The sequence below is a fragment of the Pseudomonas aestiva genome, assembly GCF_039908605.1.
Taxonomy (GTDB): Bacteria; Pseudomonadota; Gammaproteobacteria; order Pseudomonadales; family Pseudomonadaceae; genus Chryseomonas; species Chryseomonas aestiva.
Genome location: NZ_CP150916.1, coordinates 1,820,462 through 1,837,943, shown reverse-complemented (window position 1 = coordinate 1,837,943; position 17,482 = coordinate 1,820,462). Strand labels below are relative to the sequence as shown.

The 17,482-nt window shown below is 66.6% G+C and carries 20 protein-coding genes; 10 read left to right on the top strand and 10 right to left on the bottom strand.

Annotation, left to right across the window (positions count from 1 at the left end; translation table 11 throughout):
- Nucleotides 1-10 precede the first annotated feature (10 nt).
- The 5 genes from AABM56_RS08430 to AABM56_RS08410 all read left to right on the top strand — a co-directional run bounded on the left by AABM56_RS08430 (nt 11) and on the right by AABM56_RS08410 (nt 4,856).
- Nucleotides 11-763: a 3-hydroxybutyrate dehydrogenase gene (locus tag AABM56_RS08430; protein WP_133859479.1), complete on the top strand. Its 753-nt coding sequence runs from the start codon at nt 11-13 to the stop codon at nt 761-763.
- 19 nt (nt 764-782) lie between these two features.
- Nucleotides 783-1,484 carry a CoA transferase subunit A gene (locus AABM56_RS08425; RefSeq protein WP_263258717.1) on the top strand — a complete coding sequence of 234 codons (702 nt, stop codon included), beginning with the start codon at nt 783-785 and terminating at the stop codon, nt 1,482-1,484.
- A 1-nt stretch (nt 1,485) separates the two neighbouring features.
- Entirely contained in the window at nt 1,486-2,112 is a 627-nt protein-coding gene (locus AABM56_RS08420) for a CoA transferase subunit B (protein WP_133859481.1), read from the top strand.
- Between the two features lie 13 nt (nt 2,113-2,125).
- Nucleotides 2,126-3,307 carry an acetyl-CoA C-acetyltransferase gene (locus AABM56_RS08415; RefSeq protein ID WP_133859482.1) on the top strand — a complete coding sequence of 394 codons (1,182 nt, stop codon included), beginning with the start codon at nt 2,126-2,128 and terminating at the stop codon, nt 3,305-3,307.
- A gap of 127 nt (nt 3,308-3,434) precedes the next feature.
- Nucleotides 3,435-4,856, top strand: coding sequence for a short-chain fatty acid transporter (locus tag AABM56_RS08410; RefSeq protein WP_133859483.1), 1,422 nt, complete (start codon nt 3,435-3,437; stop codon nt 4,854-4,856).
- A gap of 56 nt (nt 4,857-4,912) precedes the next feature.
- On the opposite strand, the gene AABM56_RS08405 is transcribed toward AABM56_RS08410, so the two are convergent.
- From AABM56_RS08405 to AABM56_RS08385, 5 genes are all read right to left on the bottom strand, one after another.
- The gene (locus tag AABM56_RS08405; RefSeq protein WP_059314350.1) at nt 4,913-5,137 is read right to left on the bottom strand and encodes a hypothetical protein; all 225 of its coding nucleotides are present in this window, start codon (nt 5,135-5,137) and stop codon (nt 4,913-4,915) included.
- A gap of 132 nt (nt 5,138-5,269) precedes the next feature.
- Nucleotides 5,270-6,022: a TerC family protein gene (locus tag AABM56_RS08400; RefSeq protein ID WP_133859484.1), complete on the bottom strand. Its 753-nt coding sequence runs from the start codon at nt 6,020-6,022 to the stop codon at nt 5,270-5,272.
- A 111-nt stretch (nt 6,023-6,133) separates the two neighbouring features.
- Nucleotides 6,134-6,949, bottom strand: coding sequence for a glycine betaine/L-proline ABC transporter ATP-binding protein (locus AABM56_RS08395; protein ID WP_133859485.1), 816 nt, complete (start codon nt 6,947-6,949; stop codon nt 6,134-6,136).
- Nucleotides 6,946-7,797: a proline/glycine betaine ABC transporter permease gene (locus tag AABM56_RS08390; protein ID WP_133859486.1), complete on the bottom strand. Its 852-nt coding sequence runs from the start codon at nt 7,795-7,797 to the stop codon at nt 6,946-6,948. The genes AABM56_RS08395 and AABM56_RS08390 overlap by 4 nt, the downstream gene beginning before the upstream one ends.
- Before the next feature lies 1 nt (nt 7,798).
- Nucleotides 7,799-8,758, bottom strand: coding sequence for an ABC transporter substrate-binding protein (locus AABM56_RS08385; protein ID WP_263258718.1), 960 nt, complete (start codon nt 8,756-8,758; stop codon nt 7,799-7,801).
- A gap of 284 nt (nt 8,759-9,042) precedes the next feature.
- Here AABM56_RS08385 and AABM56_RS08380 point away from each other — a divergent pair, with 284 nt between their 5' ends.
- Nucleotides 9,043-9,879 carry an MBL fold metallo-hydrolase gene (locus AABM56_RS08380; RefSeq protein WP_133859488.1) on the top strand — a complete coding sequence of 279 codons (837 nt, stop codon included), beginning with the start codon at nt 9,043-9,045 and terminating at the stop codon, nt 9,877-9,879.
- 178 nt (nt 9,880-10,057) lie between these two features.
- Here AABM56_RS08380 and AABM56_RS08375 read toward each other — a convergent pair whose 3' ends face one another.
- From AABM56_RS08375 to hpxO, 3 genes are all read right to left on the bottom strand, one after another.
- Nucleotides 10,058-10,840, bottom strand: a complete 783-nt coding sequence (locus AABM56_RS08375; RefSeq protein WP_133859489.1) for a phosphate/phosphite/phosphonate ABC transporter substrate-binding protein — start codon at nt 10,838-10,840, stop codon at nt 10,058-10,060.
- 47 nt (nt 10,841-10,887) lie between these two features.
- The gene (locus AABM56_RS08370) at nt 10,888-11,901 is read right to left on the bottom strand and encodes an ABC transporter substrate-binding protein (RefSeq protein WP_263258719.1); all 1,014 of its coding nucleotides are present in this window, start codon (nt 11,899-11,901) and stop codon (nt 10,888-10,890) included.
- A 75-nt stretch (nt 11,902-11,976) separates the two neighbouring features.
- Nucleotides 11,977-13,134, bottom strand: coding sequence for an FAD-dependent urate hydroxylase HpxO (gene hpxO / locus AABM56_RS08365; RefSeq protein WP_263258720.1), 1,158 nt, complete (start codon nt 13,132-13,134; stop codon nt 11,977-11,979).
- Nucleotides 13,135-13,426: 292 nt separating this feature from the next.
- Between hpxO and AABM56_RS08360 the strand changes: the two genes are divergently transcribed.
- Nucleotides 13,427-14,020: a Yip1 family protein gene (locus tag AABM56_RS08360; RefSeq protein WP_187978921.1), complete on the top strand. Its 594-nt coding sequence runs from the start codon at nt 13,427-13,429 to the stop codon at nt 14,018-14,020.
- A gap of 70 nt (nt 14,021-14,090) precedes the next feature.
- Here the strand turns inward: AABM56_RS08360 and AABM56_RS08355 are convergent, their stop codons facing one another.
- Complete coding sequence (locus AABM56_RS08355; RefSeq protein ID WP_263258721.1) at nt 14,091-14,867, bottom strand: class III extradiol ring-cleavage dioxygenase; 777 nt, start codon at nt 14,865-14,867, stop codon at nt 14,091-14,093.
- A 22-nt stretch (nt 14,868-14,889) separates the two neighbouring features.
- Complete coding sequence (locus tag AABM56_RS08350; protein WP_263258722.1) at nt 14,890-15,288, bottom strand: DoxX family protein; 399 nt, start codon at nt 15,286-15,288, stop codon at nt 14,890-14,892.
- A 102-nt stretch (nt 15,289-15,390) separates the two neighbouring features.
- Here AABM56_RS08350 and AABM56_RS08345 point away from each other — a divergent pair, with 102 nt between their 5' ends.
- The 3 genes from AABM56_RS08345 (at nt 15,391) to AABM56_RS08335 (ending at nt 17,463) form a co-directional block, all read left to right on the top strand.
- Nucleotides 15,391-16,299, top strand: a complete 909-nt coding sequence (locus tag AABM56_RS08345) for a LysR family transcriptional regulator (protein ID WP_187978918.1) — start codon at nt 15,391-15,393, stop codon at nt 16,297-16,299.
- Nucleotides 16,300-16,405: 106 nt separating this feature from the next.
- Nucleotides 16,406-16,777, top strand: coding sequence for a YkgJ family cysteine cluster protein (locus tag AABM56_RS08340; protein WP_187978917.1), 372 nt, complete (start codon nt 16,406-16,408; stop codon nt 16,775-16,777).
- Nucleotides 16,778-17,190: 413 nt separating this feature from the next.
- Nucleotides 17,191-17,463, top strand: a complete 273-nt coding sequence (locus tag AABM56_RS08335; RefSeq protein ID WP_007159052.1) for an HU family DNA-binding protein — start codon at nt 17,191-17,193, stop codon at nt 17,461-17,463.
- Nucleotides 17,464-17,482: the final 19 nt, after the last annotated feature.

The following is a 17,482-nucleotide window of genomic DNA, read 5'->3' as shown; positions in this document are numbered from 1 at the left end:
GGAGACCACCATGGACCTCACCGGCAAGACCGCCCTGGTCACCGGCTCCACCAGCGGCATCGGCCTGGGCATCGCCCAGCGCCTGGCCGCCGCTGGCGCCACCCTCATCCTCAACGGCTTCGGCGATCCCGCTGTGGCCCAGGCCAGTCTCGCCGCCCGGAGTGGCTTCCACGGCGCCGACCTGTCCAGGCCGGAGGAGATCGAAGACCTCTTCGCCTACGCCAGACGCGACTTCGGCGGCGTGGACATCCTGGTCAACAACGCCGGCATCCAGCACGTGGCGCCGGTGGAGGACTTTCCGGTGGAGCGGTGGGACGCGGTGATCGCCCTCAATCTCTCGGCGGTGTTCCACACCACCCGTCTGGCGCTGCCGGGCATGCGCGAAGGCAACTGGGGCCGCATCGTCAACATCTCCTCGGTGCATGGCCTGGTGGCCTCCACCGGCAAGGCCGCCTATGTCGCCGCCAAGCATGGCGTGGTAGGCCTGACCAAGGTCACCGCCCTGGAAACCGCCCGCACCGGCATCACCTGCAACGCACTGTGCCCAGGCTTCGTGCTCACCCCGCTAATCCAGCAGCAACTGGACAGCCGTGGCAGCGATCCGGATCAGGCGCGTCGCGACCTGCTCAGCGAAAAGCAGCCGTCGCAGGATTTCGTCACCACCGACCAGTTGGGCGAGCTGGCGCTGTTCCTGTGCAGCGACGCCGCCGCCCAGGTGCGCGGCGCCGCCTGGACCGTGGACGGCGGCTGGACCGCTCAATAACGACAAGAGGATCTCCATCATGAACAAGCTCTATCCCAACGCCGCGGCCGCCCTCGACGGGCTGGTCGGCGACGGCATCACCCTGGCCGTGGGCGGCTTCGGCCTCTGCGGCATTCCCGAGGCGCTGATCGCCGCCCTGCGCGACACCGGCGCCCGCGAACTGACCGCCATCAGCAACAACGCCGGGGTGGACGGCTTCGGCCTCGGCCAACTGCTGGAGACCCGGCAGATCCGCAAGATGATTTCCTCCTACGTGGGCGAGAACAAGGAATTCGAGCGCCAGTATCTGGCCGGCGAACTGGAGCTGGAATTCACCCCCCAGGGCACCCTGGCCGAGAAGCTGCGCGCCGGTGGCTCGGGCATCCCGGCGTTCTACACCCGCACCGGCTACGGCACCCTGGTGGCCGAGGGCAAGGAGGTGCGCGACTTCAATGGCCAGCCGCATGTCATGGAACTGGCGCTGACCGCCGACGTGGCCCTGGTCAAGGCGCAACGCGCCGACAAGGCCGGCAATCTGGTATTCAACAAGACCGCGCGCAACTTCAATCCGCTGTGCGCCATGGCCGGTCGCGTCTGCGTCGCCGAGGTGGAAGAGCTGGTGGAAGTCGGCGAGCTGGACCCCGACCAGATCCACCTGCCCGGCATCTTCGTGCAGCGCCTGGTGGTCAACGCCAATCCCGAGAAACGCATCGAGAAACGCACCCTGAGCGAGGAGAAGTAAGATGGCCTGGACCCGCGAACAGATGGCGCAACGCGCCGCCCGGGAGCTGCAGGACGGCTTCTACGTCAACCTCGGCATCGGCTTGCCGACCCTCGTCGCCAACTACATTCCCGCCGGCATGGACGTCTGGCTGCAGTCGGAGAACGGCCTGCTCGGCATCGGCCCCTTCCCGACCGCCGAGACGGTCGACCCGGACCTGATCAACGCCGGCAAGCAGACCGTCACCGCCCTGCCCGGCAGCAGCTATTTCGACAGCGCCGCCAGCTTCGGCATGATCCGCGGCGGCCACGTCAACCTGGCCATCCTCGGCGCCATGCAGGTGTCGGCCCAGGGCGACCTGGCCAACTGGATGATCCCCGGCAAGATGGTCAAGGGCATGGGCGGCGCCATGGACCTGGTGGCTGGGGTGCAGCGCGTGGTGGTGCTGATGGAGCATACCGCCAAGGGCGCCCACAAGATCCTGCCGGCCTGCGACCTGCCGCTGACCGGGGTCGGCGTGGTCGACCTGATCATCACCGACCTGGCCGTGCTGGAGGTGACCGAGGGCGGTCTCCGGCTGGTGGAGCTGGCCGAAGGCGTCAGCCTCGATGAACTGCGCGCCGCCACCGGCGCCCCCATCCAGGCCTGAGGAGATCCCAGCCATGCAAGACGTCGTCATCGTCGCTGCCACCCGCACCGCGGTCGGCAGTTTCCAGGGCTCCCTGGCCAATGTGCCCGCCGTGGAGCTCGGCGCCACCGTCATCCGCGCCCTGCTGGAGCAGACCGGCGTGGCCCCGGCGCAGGTGGATGAAGTCATCCTCGGCCAGGTGCTCACCGCCGGCGCCGGCCAGAATCCGGCGCGCCAGGCAGCGGTCAAGGCCGGCCTGCCCCACGAGGTGCCGGCCCTGACCCTGAACAAGGTCTGCGGCTCCGGCCTCAATGCGGTGCAGCTGGCCGTCCAGGCGATCCGCTGCGGCGACGCCGAGATCGTCATCGCCGGCGGCATGGAGAACATGAGCCTGGCGCCCTATGTGCTGCCCAAGGTGCGCACCGGCCTGCGGCTGGGCCATGCCGAGCTGGTCGACTCCATGCTCAGCGATGGGCTGTGGGATGCCTTCAACGACTACCACATGGGCCAGACCGCGGAGAACCTGGTGCAGAAGTACCAGCTCAGCCGCGAGGCCCAGGACGCCTTTGCCGCGCGTTCCCAGCAGCGCGCCGCGGCAGCGGTGGAATCCGGCCGCTTCCGCGAGGAGATCACCCCGGTGGCCATTCCCCAGCGCAAGGGCGAGCCGCTGCTGTTCGATACCGACGAGGGCATCCGCGCCGATACCACCGCCGAGGGACTGGCGCGCCTGCGTCCGGCCTTCGCCAAGGACGGCAGCGTCACCGCCGGCAACGCCTCCAGCCTCAACGACGGCGCCGCCGCGGTGCTGGTGATGAGCGCGGCCAGGGCGGCCGCCCTGGGTCTGACACCGTTGGCGCATGTCGCCGCCTACGCCAGCGCCGGAGTGGACCCGGCGATCATGGGCATCGGCCCGGTCTCGGCCACCCGCAAGACCCTGGAAAAGGCCGGCTGGCAATTGGCCGACCTGGACCTGATCGAGGCCAACGAAGCCTTCGCCGCCCAGGCCCTGGCCGTGGGTCAGGAGCTGGGCTGGGATGACGAGAAGGTCAACGTCAACGGCGGCGCCATCGCCCTGGGCCATCCCATCGGTGCCTCGGGTTGCCGGGTGTTGGTGACCCTGCTGCACGAGTTGCGTCGGCGGGAGGGTCGGCGTGGCTTGGCGACCCTGTGCATCGGCGGTGGCCAGGGCGTGGCCCTGGCGGTGGAGCGGCGTTAAAGCCTATCGCGGCCATGGGCCGCTCCTACAGGTCCGGAGACCACCGTAGGAGCGGCCCATGGCCGCGATCAATGCATCACCGTCCCGCACTACATTCCCACAAAAAACAACAACAAAAGGATCCACCATGAGCTCAACCCCTTCCCGCGATTCGCGCAGCGCGCGGTTCGCCCTGGCCTGTTCCAATTGGGCCGAGCGCTGGTTTCCCGATTCCTGGGTGTTCGCCGTGCTCGCCGTGGCCGTGGTGGCCCTGGCCGCCCTCGGCATGGGCGCCCCCGCGGCCAAGACCGCCAAGGCCTTTGGCGACGGTTTCTGGAGTCTGATTCCCTTCACCATGCAGATGGCCTTCGTGGTCATCGGCGGCTATGTGGTGGCCAGTTCCGGTCCGGCCGGGCGCCTGATCGAGCGCCTGGCGCGGGTGCCCCGGACCGGCCGCGGCGCGGTGTGCTGGGTCGCCCTGGTGGCCATGCTCGCCTCCCTGCTCAACTGGGGCCTGAGCCTGGTGTTCGGCGGCCTGCTGGTGCGTGCCCTGGCCCGCCGCGAAGAACTCAAGATGGACTATCGCGCCGCTGGCGCCGCGGCCTACCTGGGCCTGGGCGCGGTCTGGGCGCTGGGCCTGTCGTCGTCGGCGGCCCAGCTGCAGGCCAATCCGGCCAGTCTGCCGCCATCGATCCTGGCCATCACCGGGGTGATCCCCTTCAGCCAGACACTGTTCCTCTGGCAATCCGGCGCCCTGCTGCTGGTGTTGCTGGTGGTCTCGGCGGTGATCGCCTATGTCACCGCGCCAGGACCGGACAGCGCGCGCGATGCCCGCGCCTGCGGTGTCGACGTCACCCCGGCGCCCAAGGCCGCAGACAAGCCGACCCGTCCGGGCGAATGGCTCGAATACAGTCCGATCCTGATCGTGCTGCTGGTCCTGCTGGCCGCCGGCTGGCTGGTACAGGAATTCGCCAGCAAGCCGGCCATCGAGGCCATCTCCGGGCTGAACACCTACAACCTGCTGTTCATCAGCGTGGGGGCCTTGCTGCACTGGCGGCCGCGGCACTTCCTCGACGCCGTGGCCCGCGCCGTGCCGGCCACCACCGGGGTGCTGATCCAGTTTCCGCTGTACGGCTCCATCGCCGCGATCCTGACCAAGGTCAACGGCGCCGATGGCCAGACCCTGGCGCACCATATCGCGGCATTCTTCACCCAGATCGCCACCCACGACACCTACGCCCTATTGATGGGCGTCTACTCGGCGCTGCTGGGGTTCTTCATCCCCTCGGGCGGAGGCAAGTGGATCATCGAGGCGCCCTATGTGATGCAGGTGGCCAACGACCTGCAATATCACCTGGGTTGGGCCGTGCAGATCTACAACGCCGCCGAGGCACTGCCGAATCTGATCAATCCCTTCTACATGCTGCCGCTACTGGGCGTGCTGGGGCTGAAGGCGCGCGACCTGGTCGGCTTTTCCTTCGTGCAGCTGCTGGTCCATGCACCCTTGGTGCTGGTGCTGCTGTGGCTGTTGGGGGGAACGTTGGCGTATCTGCCGCCGGTACACCCGTAGCTCGGGTGGGGCGCAGAAGGTAAGGCGGGAGGGGTAAAGCGGAAGCCGGCTGAATCTCAGCCGGCGATGGCCAGACGGGTACTGTCGATGATGGCCTGCAGGCGGCTCGGGGTGCTGTATTCGTCGCGGTAGATCCGGCGGGTGTGCTTGGCCACGCCATGCTCGTTGACGACGATGAAGGAAAAACCCCGCTTGCTAGGGGCGTCGATGACGCAGCTCATCGGCGCGAAAGCGGCGCTGAGGGCATGCATGGCGTTCTGGGCTTGGGCTTGTATGTTCATGACTTCAGTTGTAAACCTCACGTGTGACGCTGCTATGACAAAGGTCTTGACCGATAGTGCCTAGACTTTCCAGTTATTGTTAGCAATAGGCGTGCCGGAATGTAACAAGGCCTTTTCCGACACGCCCTGCCCTTACTTGCCGGCAGCCTGCTGGCGACGCTTGGCTCGCCGCGACAGCATGTTCAGGCCCTCGATCAGCGCCGAGAAGGCCATGGCCGCGTAGATGTAGCCCTTGGGCACATGGGCGCCGAAACCCTCGGCGATCAGGGTCATGCCGATCATGATCAGGAACCCCAACGCCAGCATCACGACGGTCGGGTTGCGGTCGATGAACTTGGCCAGGGGATCGGCCGCCAGCAACATGACGGTCACCGCCACCACCACCGCGATCACCATCACCGGCAGGTGCTCGGTCATGCCGACGGCGGTGATGATGCTGTCCACCGAGAACACCAGGTCCAGCAAGAGGATCTGCACGATGGCCGAGCCGAACGCCAGGGTCGCCGTCTCGCCGCCCTTGGTCAGGGCGCTGTCGGGCTCGGGATCGACGTTGTGGTGGATCTCCTTGGTCGCCTTCCACAGCAGGAACAGGCCACCGGCGATGAGGATCAGGTCCTTCCAGGAAAAGCTCTTGCCGAACACCTCGATGATGGGTTCGGTGAGCTGGACGATCCAGGCCACGGTGCCGAGCAGACCCAGGCGCAGGATCAGCGCCAGGCTGATGCCGATGCGACGGCCCTTCTGCTGCTGGTGAGTGGGCAGCTTGTTGGTCAGGATGGAGATGAAGATGAGGTTGTCGATGCCCAGCACCACCTCCATCACGATCAGGGTGGCCAGGGCAGCCCAGACGGTCGGGTCGGCGGCGAGTTGTAGCAGATAGTCCATTGCGGCACGGTTCCAGTGGGAAGAGAAAGGCCTGACAGGGTCAGGCCGCAGGTCTCACCATCAGAGCCTCGCGCCTGTGAAATGCTCGTGAAGGCCTCTGCCGCAATTGTTTCAAACTGTCGCAGCGGTACGCCGCTGGACGAAGCGCGCCACGTAGTCGTCGGCCGGCTGGCCGAGGATGTCCGCGGGGGTACCCACCTGCACCAGCCGACCGTCACGCAGGATGGCGATGCGATTGCCCAGGCGCAGTGCCTCGTCCAGGTCATGGGTGATGAAGACGATGGTCTTGTGCAGGCGCTGTTGCAGCTCCAGCAGTTGCTCCTGCATCTCGGCGCGGATCAGCGGATCGAGGGCGGAAAAGGCCTCGTCCATCAGGATGATCTCGGTATCCGCCGCCAGGGCACGGGCCAGGCCGACCCGCTGGCGCATGCCGCCGGAGAGCTGGTGTGGCCACTTGCGCTCGTAGCCGGCCAGGCCCACCACCTCGAGCCAGTGCAGCGCCCGTTCGCGACAGACCGCCTTGGGCTCGCCCCGCACCTTGAGGCCGTAGGCGACGTTGTCCAGCACCCGCCGATGGGGCAGCAGGCCGAAGCTCTGGAACACCATGCTGATGCGCTGGCGGCGTAATTCGCGCAGCGCCGGCAGCGGCAGCTGGAGGATGTCCTGGCCATCGATGAGGATGCGCCCGCTGCTCGGGTCGATCAGCCGATTGAAGTGGCGCACCAGGGTCGACTTGCCGGAACCGGAGAGGCCCATGATGACGAAGATCTCGCCTTCGGCGATTTCCAGGGACAGATCGTCCACCCCCACCACGCAACCCGTGCGGGCGAGGATGTCGGCCTTGTCGTGCCCCTCGCGGAGCAGGGCCAGGGCAGCTTGCTCGCGTTTGCCGAAGATCTTGGAGACCCGCTCGACGACGATCTTCATCGCTCCACCTCGTGGCGCTGGCGGCCATAGGCCTGGGTGATGCGGTCGATGACCACGGCGAGAATGACGATGGCCAGTCCCGCCTGCAGGCCCTTGCCCACGTCCAGGGTCTGGATGCCCACCAGCACCTCTTCACCAAGACCGCGGGCGCCGATCATGGAGGCGATCACCACCATGGACAGCGCCATCATGGTGGTCTGGTTGATGCCGGCCATGATGCTTGGCAGCGCCAGCGGCAGCTGCACGCCGAACAGCTGCTGCCAGCGACTGGCGCCAAAGGCGTTGACCGCTTCCATGACCTCGCGATCGACCTGGCGGATGCCCAGGTCGGTGAGGCGGATCAGCGGCGGCGCGGCATAGATCACCGTGGCGAAGATCGCCGGCACCTTGCCCAGGCCGAACAGCATCAGCACCGGGATCAGGTACACGAAGCTGGGCATGGTCTGCATGATGTCCAGTAGTGGCATCAGCACCAGACGCAGACGGGCGCTACGAGCGCAGAGAATGCCCAGAGGGATGCCGATGATCACCGCGATGGCGGTGGCCACCAGCACCAGGGCCAGGGTCTGCATCAGCTTGTCCCACAGCCCCAGGGCGCCGACCAGGAACAGCAGTCCGGTGATCAGCAGGGTCGGCAACACTCGTCGGGTGGCATGGGCGGCCAGGGCCGCGACGATCAGCAGCAGCGCCCACCAGGGGGTGCCGCGCAGCAGGCCTTCAAGCCAGACGATGGCCTGCAGCAGGGTGTCGGAGATGGTCCGGAAGACGTCGCCGTAGCGGGTCACCAGCCAGTCCACCCCTCGATTGACGGCGTCGGCGAAGGAAAAGGTCAGACCTTCGGGAAACATCCTAGAGTGCCGCCTGGATCTTGCTGCGCGCCGCGGCGTCGGTCACCCAGGCCTGCCACAGTTCGGGATGGGCCTTGAGCAGCGCCTTGGCCGCGGTGGGGGCGTCCTGCTTGGCTTCGGCCTGCTCGGCCAGGGTGCGGTTGAGCAGTTCGATGGGCACATTGACCCGACTCAGCACGGCCACCAGCTCGGGAGCGCCGTCATGGAAGGGCTTGGAGAGGCCGGCCTGCACCTGAATGCGCTTGGCTTCGCCGTCACGGGGCTTGAGCTGCACCATGTCGACTCGGCCCAGCAGCGGCGTCGGCGACCAGTAGTAGGTCAGGATCGGCTGCTTGCGCCGGGTGGCCGAGACGATGGCCGCATCCAGCGCCGGTCCAGTACCCGGGCGGAAGTTGGTGTATTTGTCGCTCAGGCCGTAGCTCTGCAGCATCTGGGTGTTTTCCAGTTCGCAGGTCCAGCCGGCCGGGCAATTGTAGAAGCGGCCCTTGCCCGGTTCTTCCGGATCACGGAACAGCTCGGCGTACTGACCCAGGTCGGCGATGCTCTTCAGGTTGGGGGCCTTGGCGCCCTCGCCTTCCACCAGATAGCGTGGCACGTACCAGCCTTCGGTGGCACCTTCTATAGGAGCGCCCACGCCGACCACCTTGCCAGCGGCGGCGGCCTTGTTCCAGGCCTCGCTGCGACCGATCCACTCCTCGGCGAACACCTGGATGTCGTTGTTGCCCAGGGCCTGCTCCAGGGTGATGGAGTTGCCGGGGATGCTGTCCACCTTGCAGTCATAGCCGTGCTGCAGGACGAAGCCCATCAATTCGGAGAGCAGCATGCCGCTCTCCCAGTTCACCCCGGCGAACTTCACCGGCTTGCTGGCGCACCAGCTGTCGGCCTGGGCGGTGCCGGCGGCGAGCAGGCCAAGGGAGAGGCCGGCGGCCAGGAGGGAACGGCGGGGAAAGGCTGTGGGCATGGGTGACTCCGTCTGCACTGGGAGGGCCAGGGCGGCAGAGCCGTTCCGCTGGCGATCCTACCTTGGTCAGCGCCGCGGGCTCAGGGTTCAGCCAGAGCGCTTGGGGTCGCCCCTGTGAGGCTCGCGGGCGCTGAACACAGCGTCGTGCTCTGGTCGATCAAGCGGCGCCACCCAGACCCGTCGACCTCTCCCTCGCCGCAATGACACTCGCGCGGACGACCGCTGCGCTCGAACTTTGCACGCGCTCGCCTCTTCTACCGGAGGTCACCCTCGCGGAGCCGATCATGCGTATCCATCACCTCAACTGCGGCTGCATGTGCCCCCTGGGCGGGGCACTGTACGACGGTTTCAGCCATGGCCTTGCCGCCCACCTCGCCTGTCATTGCCTGCTGGTGGAAACCGACCGGGACGGCCTGGTGCTCGTGGATACCGGCTTTGGCGAAGCCGATCTCAGGGAACGCGGCCGGCGGCTGAGTCCGTTCTTCCGGCTGATGAATCGCATCCAGTACGATCCCGAACTCAGCGCCCTGGCGCAGCTCCGCCGCCTGGGTTTTCGTCCGGGCGACGTCCGCCATATCGTGCTGACCCATCTGGATTTCGACCACGCCGGCGGCCTGGACGACTTTCCCCAGGCCCAGGTCCATGTCCTGCAGCGCGAGTGGGATGCGCAGCGGCAGCGCCATGGCTTCATCGGTCGACGCCGCTACCGTCCGGCACAGTGGCAAGGCATTCGCCACTGGCATTTCCATGAACCCCAGGGCGAGCGGTGGAATGGCTTCGCCAGCGTGCGTGACCTGCCTGGGCTGCCGCCGGAGATTCTGATGATCCCGCTGCCCGGCCATACCCCGGGTCATGCCGGTATTGCCATCCAGCACGACGGAGGCTGGTTGCTGCACGCCGGCGACGCCTATTTCTATCGCGACGAGATGCGCCAGCCCGAACGTCACTGCACACCGGGCCTGAGGTTCTACCAGCGCCTGATGGAAGCCGACCGCGCCAGCCGCCTGGACAACCAGGCGCGCCTGCGCGAACTTTCCCTGCGCCAGGACCTGGGGCTGACGCTGTTCTGCAGCCATGATCTAGTAGAGTTAAAGCGGTTGCAGGAGGGTGAGCGGGCATAGGCTGCGCTGAGCACGGCGAAGCCCAACAGGACCTAGGCCGAGCTCCTCGATGTTGGGCTTCGACGATAAAGCTGTCTCAACCCACCCTACGCCAGGGTCGGGACCCGTAGCGCAGCGAAGCCCAACAGGGCCAAGCCCCCCGTGTTGGGCTTCGACGGTAAAGCCGTCTCAACCCAACCTAGGCAATCACTGGGTAACCCTGCTCCACCGCCTCCCGGCGCCAATCCAGCAGGGGTAGATAAGTCGCCTCTTCCACGGCCGTGACACCGTCGAGCGCAAGGATGTCGGCCAACGCAGGATCGGCGGCCAGGCTGTCGTTCAGGGCCGTGCGCAAGGCCTGCACTTCCGCGTCCGAACGACTGGCGGCGGTGATGAAGGGCAGTGCCGGGCTGGTGCGAGTGCGTTGCAGCAGGCGCAGACCGGCGACCCGCGCGGGCTGGGCGCGTTGCAGATAGCCATAGGTCACGGCATCCACCGCGGCCACATCGGCGTGCCCCTGCTGCAACAGCGCCAGGCTGTTGGCGTGGCTTTCGCTGACGATCATCTCGCCGAAGAAGCGGGCACGCTCGGCCAGGGGCGCCACGGCGTGGCGCAGCAGATTCATGCCGGTATTGGAATCAAGGCCGTTGAGGGCGACACGCTTGCCGCGCAGATCGGCCAGGCTGGTCATCTCCAGCGTCTCGGGCACCAGGATGAAGGCGCAGTGCTCGGCCGCCTGGCAACCCTCGAAGCGATAACGCGGCGCCGCGACCAGGCGCACCTGGCCGCGCAGGCGGGTCGCCCAGGGATAGCCGCAGGTCTGGGCCAGCAGCAGCGCGGGATGCGTCCAGAGCGCCGGCAGCTCCTCGGGCGCAGGGTCGAGCGTCTCGCCCAGGCGCAGCGCCACGGCCTCGGCCAGCTGGCGATAGGCGTCGCGTACCTCGGCAGGCTCGACGTACATGGTGAGGGCGGCGACGGTCATGGGCGGCTCCAACACAGGAAACCGCCATTATCCCCTAATCACGGCGCCTAGAGCGCCGCCTTTACCCGCTCGGCGTTTTCCGCCGGCAGCCAGGACGTCCAGACCTCCGGATGCTCCTTGAGGAAACGCTTGGCCACGACCTGGGCGTCTTCGCGTTTCTCGGCCATGCCGGCGAGGATGCCGTTGAACTGGTCGAGGGGGAATTCGACCTTCTCGAAAAGCGCCACCAGGGCCGGCGCCTTGTCGTGCAGGTCGCGGGAGACGCCGATGGTGATCTTGGCCGGCAGGGAGCGTGACGGCAGCGGATCGTGACTCTTCGGATCCGACAGGGTATCCCAGGCCTTCTGGCTGAACGGCGGTTCTTCCAGCTGGACCAGCTTGTAGCGGCCCATCAGCGGGGTCGGCGACCAATAGTAGAAGAGCACCGGCTCGCCACGACGCATGGCGGTAGCGATGGCCGCGTCCAGTGCGGGGCCGGTGCCGGTGCGGAAGTTGGTGTAGCTGTCGGTCAGCTTGTAGGCCTTGAGCTTCTGGCTGTTGACGATCTCGCAGGTCCAGCCGGTCGGGCAGTTGAGGAAGCGACCCTTGCCGGGCTCTTCCGGATCGCGGAACAACTCCTTGTAGCGCGGCAGATCGGCGACGCTCTTCAGGTCCGGCGCCTTGGCCTGGATGCCCCGCGCGGGATCACCCTTGACCAGGTATTCCGGTACCCACCAGCCCTCGGTAGCGCCCTTGACCGTCTCGCCGACGGCAAAGACCTTGCCGGCCTTTTCCGCCGCGCGCCAGGCCGGACTGCGCCCGGCCCACTGCTCGCCCGTGACCTGGATGTCATTTTGCGCCAGGGCGTTTTCCAGGGTCACGGTGTTGCCCGGCACGCTGTCGGTCTGGCAGCCATAGCCCTTCTCCACCAGCAGGCGCAGCACCTCGGTGGTGAACATGCCGCTCTCCCAGTTAGGGCCGGCGAATTTCACCGTCTGCGGATAGGGACAGCCGCCGTCGGCGGCAAAGGCCAGCGGGGTGATGGCAAGGCTGGCAAGGGTCAGGGCGAGACGCAGGCGCATGGGCTAACTCTCCGACGAGGACGTGGGCCTTTCGACCCCCGGCACTGCCATTCGTCCCCGCGGGCCAGGGCTATTTCACAGCGGACCGCCCTCGGCGGTCTTGCGCAGGCCGGCGATCACCGTCTCGCCGGTTTCCCGGGCCAGCTCGGCGTACCAGGCCTGAGTAGCCAGGGGTTCGTGGCCGTGGGTGATCTCGCAACGCTTGCGCGCCCGCTCGACGATGCCGGCGACCCTTTCCAGCCGGGCCTGCTCGTAGGCCTGCAGGGCCACGCGCGGATCGGCCTCGGCGTCCAGGCAGCGTGCCAGCACCCAGGCATCCTCCATGGCCTGGCAACCGCCCTGCCCCAGGTCCGGGGCCATGGCATGGGCGGAATCGCCCAGGAGCGCCACCCGGCCCTGCACCAGGGTCGGCAATGGCCGGGTATCGTGGATCTCCACGCGGGCCACGCCCTGGGGATCCAGTCGTTCGATGAGGCGCTGCACCGGCGGCGCCCAGCCGGCGAAGTGCTCGGCCAGCTCCGCGCGGTAACGGCCGCGGTCGTTGGGTGTGCCCTTGGGCAGGGGTACGTCGAAAAAGAAATAGAATTCGTCGCCGCCCATGGGCATGAGGGAAACCCGCTGGTGCGCCCCGACGAATTGCGCCCAGTCGTGGGCCTCGGCCAGCTCCGGCACGATCCTCACCCGCCCGTTCCAGTTCACGTAGCCGCAATACTCACGGGTGATGGCCTGGCCCACCACCCGCTCCCGCAGGCGCGAGTGGGTGCCATCGGCGGCGATCAGCAGATCGGCCCGTTCGCGCCGACCGTCGCCAAGGAGCACGGTCACCCCGGTCGCATCCTGCTCGAAGCCGTCGCAACCGACACCCAGGGTCACCCGCTCGGCGCCCACGGCTTCCAGCAGCAGTCGCTGCAGGTGGGCACGGGCGATGGGACGTGCTGGCCGGCCCACGGCCGTATAAAGAGGCAGCAGGCTGAACTGGGTAAGCAACCGTCCCTCGTGGTCCCGGTAGCTCATGGTCTGCATGTCACCGCTGACCGCGGCGATAGCGGACCCGAGCCCCAGGTGTTCGAGTACCTTGACGCCGTTGGGCCAGATGGAAATGGCCGCACCGATGGGGGCGAGATCCTGCGCGCGCTCGAACAGGCGGACCCGGTGCCCGGCCTGCTGCAACGCCAGGGCGGCGGTTAGACCGCCCATGCCGGCGCCGGCGATGATGATGTCGAGAGATGGCATGACAGGCCTCGTTTGGCGGTAACAGATACCCTGAACAAGCAATTTCCTGTCCAAGTGGTCAAGTATTGCCTTCCGGGCGCCGGCCGGACAGCAGAGGCCAGGAAACGCACCAGCCTGGTGCTCTGTGCACCATTGGTCGCTTCGTCTGCAGGCAAGCTGCCCTTCGTCGGCTCGCATGACGCATTCCAGACCTCTCCTATACTCCTAAGGTAGTCGCCAGTCGCGTTTTACCTAGCGTTCGCCATCCATAGAGGCCCGCTTGCGGCGACCACAGCGGGTGAGGAGCAGGATCATGATCAATCATGTCTGGGGCCTGCTGGCCCATCCCGATCGCGAGTGGCAACAGATCCGTCGCGAAGGGGAAACGGTCGGGCACTTCTTCGCCCATCATGTCGCCTTCCTGGCGGCCATTCCCGTCGTCGCTTCCCTGGTAGGGACCACCACCTTCGGCTGGCGCTTCGGCGGTGGTGAAGCCCATGTGCTGGACATACCCACGGCGGTGGTCCTGGCGGTCATCAGCTATGCGCTGATCATGGCGGCCGTCGTAGCCATGGGGCATGTGATTCACTGGCTGGCGCGGCGCTATCCGGATCGGCCCAGTGCCAACCGCTGCATCCTGTTCGCCGGCTACGTGGCCACGCCCATGCTGCTGAGCGGTCTGGTGGGCTTCTATCCGCTGGTGTGGCTGTGCGCCATCGCCGGGATCGTCGGCCTGGCCTATTCGGCCTACCTGCTCTATACGGGTATCCCCTCCTTCCTCAATATCGACCAGCGGGAAGGCTTCATCATGTCCGGTTCCACCCTGGCCATCGGGGTGCTGGTGCTGGAGGTGCTGATGGCTACCACGGTTCTGATGTGGGGCTATGGTCCCAAGCTGTTCGGCTGATCGAACGTCATACTGCCGTTAGCAAAAAGCCCGGATGCGTTACCGCTCCGGGCTTTTTGTTGGCGAACGGCTAGTGACGGGAAAAGCCGTAGAGATCCATGGCCAGGATGCGATGGGCGATGCCGTCGTGATGGACGCTGAAGGTGCCCTCGGGGTCGGCCGCGCCCAGGGCGACGAACAGCGGCAACAGGTGCTCGTCGGTGGGATGGGCCTGGCGGGCCTGCGGCGCCTGACGTCGGTAATCGAGCAAGGCGTCCAGGTCCCGCTCGCGCAGGCGGGTCTGCATCCATTGCTGGAAGTCCCGCACATAGCTGGGGGAGTCGGCGCCTCCGCGGCGGAAATCACCGAGGTTGTGGGTCAGGCTGCCCGAGCCGATCAGCAGGGTGTCCGCCGGTAGCACCCTGGCCAGCGCCTGGCCCAGGGCATAGTGGTAGTCCGGTCCGCAGGCAGCGCTCATCGACAGCGGCACCACGGGGATCCGAGCGTCGGGATAGAGATAGCGCAGCGGCACCCAGGCGCCATGATCCAGTCCTTGCTCGCCCGTCTCGGCCTCCCAGCCCTGATCACGTAGCCCTTGCGCCAGCTGCTCGGCCAGGGCCGGAGCGCCAGGCGCGGGATAGTCCAGTTGATAGAGGGCCTCGGGAAAGCCATAGAAGTCATGGACGGTAGCCGGCCGCTTGGCGCTGCCGAACAGCGGAACCCGGGTATCGAAGTGCGCCGAGACCACAACGATGGCGGCCGGGGTCGGCAGCGACCGTCCCAGGTCGCGCCAGGCCGTTCCCGCCGCGCCGGCGTCGAGCGCCTCCATGGGCGAACCGTGAGAAACGAACAGGGTGGGAAGCGACATGGTGGCGACCTCTGAGCAGGGTTCAGGAACGCTTGCGGGCATCCCAGGAGAGCTGGCCAGCGCCCAGCAGTGCCAGGGCGGCGGCGGTCACGGCGAGAAAGACCGGATATTCCCAGCCGCCATGGGGATTGGAGAAGGACCAGCCGTTGCCGAAATGGACCGTCGCGGCCGCGAACAGTTGGACGGCGGCGACTGCCGCGACCGGACGCACCCAGGCGCCGAGGATCAGGAGTACGCCCGCGCCCAGCTCGAAGAAGGTGACCGGATAGGCCAGCCAGCCGGGAAAGCCCACCGAGGCGAAGAAACCCGCCGTGCCCGGCAGGGTGAACACCAGCAGCTTGGTCAGGCCGTGGGCCAGGAACATGGCGCCCAGGGCCAGGCGCAGCAACAGCGGGGCATAGGATGCAGTACGGTCGGTCATGCTGATTCTCGAACGGAGGAAGGATGACGCTATTGTCCTGTTTCCAGCACGCGAATAAAGGCGCACCCTGGGAATGAACTGTGCACGCTATGGAAACAATCCTTGGACACTCTGAGAGCCCTGCAGGCCTTCATCAAGATCGTCGAACTGGGCAGCCTGACCGCCGCGGCGGAGCGGCTGGAGCTGTCGCGCTCGGCGCTTACCAAGCACCTGGCGGCCCTGGAGCGCCACTACGGCACTCGGCTGCTGCAACGCACCACCCGCACCCTGAGCCTGACCGAGGCCGGGCGTACGCTGCATGAAGGACTGGTCCCGCTGCTCGGTGATCTGGAGGCCCTCGAGCAGCGCCTGCAGGAAGGCCACGAGCGGCCCCAGGGGCGGCTCAGGGTCAGTGCGCCCCTCACCTTTGGCGTACGTCACCTGGCGCCGCTGGTGAGTAGCTTCCTGCATGAATATCCCGAGGTCGCCATCGATCTGGAGCTGAGCGATCGCCAGGTGCGCCTAGTCGAGGAAGGCTTCGATCTGGCCGTGCGCATCGGCGACCTCAGCGACTCCAGTCTGGTGGCGCAGCCCCTGGGAGCGGTCGAGCTGTTCATCTGTGCCGCACCCGCCTATTTGCAGCGCCATGGTCGCCCCGAGCATCCCACCGCCTTGCGTGAGCATCGTTGCCTGCTCTACAGCTACGCCAGCGATGGCGATCTCTGGGAATTCCAGCGTGAGGGGGAGCGCCTGCAGGTCAAGGTCAGCGGTCCACTGCGCGCCAACAATGGCAGCGTCCTCCACCAGGCGGCGCTGGACGGCCACGGCATCATTCGCCAGCCGGATTTCCTGGTGGGCGATGACCTGGCGGCGGGTCGCCTGGAGCGACTGTTCGCCCCCTGGTACACCCAGGCCATCGCCATCCACGCCCTCTATCCCCATCGGCGCCTGGTGCCGGCCAAGGTGCGGCTGTTCATTGCCTGGCTGCAGCGACATCTGGTCACACCCGAGCACCTGAAAAGACTGCCGTAGGTCGCCGCCGAACGGTCGTTGGAGGGGGCTTCGCAGCCTCACGGGGCTTGCCTAGAATCCGTGCCTGTCCCGCCGGCCCTGCCGGTTCCTGCGATGGCTGTCGTCCATGTCGACCGAGAATCCCTGCCTCAGCTGTGGCGCCTGCTGCGCCCATTTTCGCGTGTCCTTCTATTGGGGCGAATGCCAGTCGGCAGGCGGCCTGGTGCCCGACTACCTGACCGTCGCAATCAGCCCGCACCTGGTGGCCATGCAGGGCACCGAGCAGAAGCCGGTACGCTGTGCGGCCCTGCTTGGCGAGGTGGGCTGCGGCACGCGCTGCACCGTCTATGAAAACCGTTCCAGCACCTGCCGCGAGTTCACCGCCGCCTGGGAGCATGGCGAAGCCAATCCGCACTGCGATGCCGCCCGTGCGGCCTATGGCCTGCCGCCCCTGACGCCACCGTTGCAGCCGCATATCTCGCCCGACCGCGTAGCTTAGGCACTGTACGAAAACTGCCTGCGCTCGGTGATGCTTCGTTGACAAACCTCTGGATCGCCAGCCCGGTCGGAATGCTCATTTACCACTCGTAAACTCCGCTTCCTCAAGGTTTTTCGCCTCGCCTCACCATCGCTCGGCGACTTTTCGTTCAGCGCCTAGAGGAAACCAAACGGCCATTGCCGCTGCCCAAAAAGGCGACGGTTGGGCTGTGAAGCGTGGAAAATGCAGTGCGGATCAGGTTTTCACGCCCCTGCCAGATCGAATACCCTATCGTTCTTTCGCCCGCTATGCGTATCCTGTAGCGCCGAACAACAAGGCTGCTTCAACCGGCCACGTAGAGGCTCACAAAGGCTCTACGCAAGGCAAAGCTGCCGCTATACTGCCTGGCCAATACTCACACATGGAGTTTTTACATGAATAAAGCTGAGCTGATCGACGCCATTGCCGCGTCTGCCGACCTGCCCAAGGCCACCGCTGCCAAAGCCCTGGACGCCTTCACCACTGCGGTGACCGACGCCCTGAAGCAAGGCGACAGCGTCAGCCTGGTCGGTTTCGGAACTTTCGCAGTAAAAGAGCGCGCTGCTCGCGAAGGCCGCAACCCGCAGACCGGTGCCACCATCAAGATCGCCGCTGCCAAGCTGCCCGGCTTCAAGCCCGGCAAAGGCCTCAAAGACGCCGTCAGCTAAGACTGCGTTGGTCGATTCT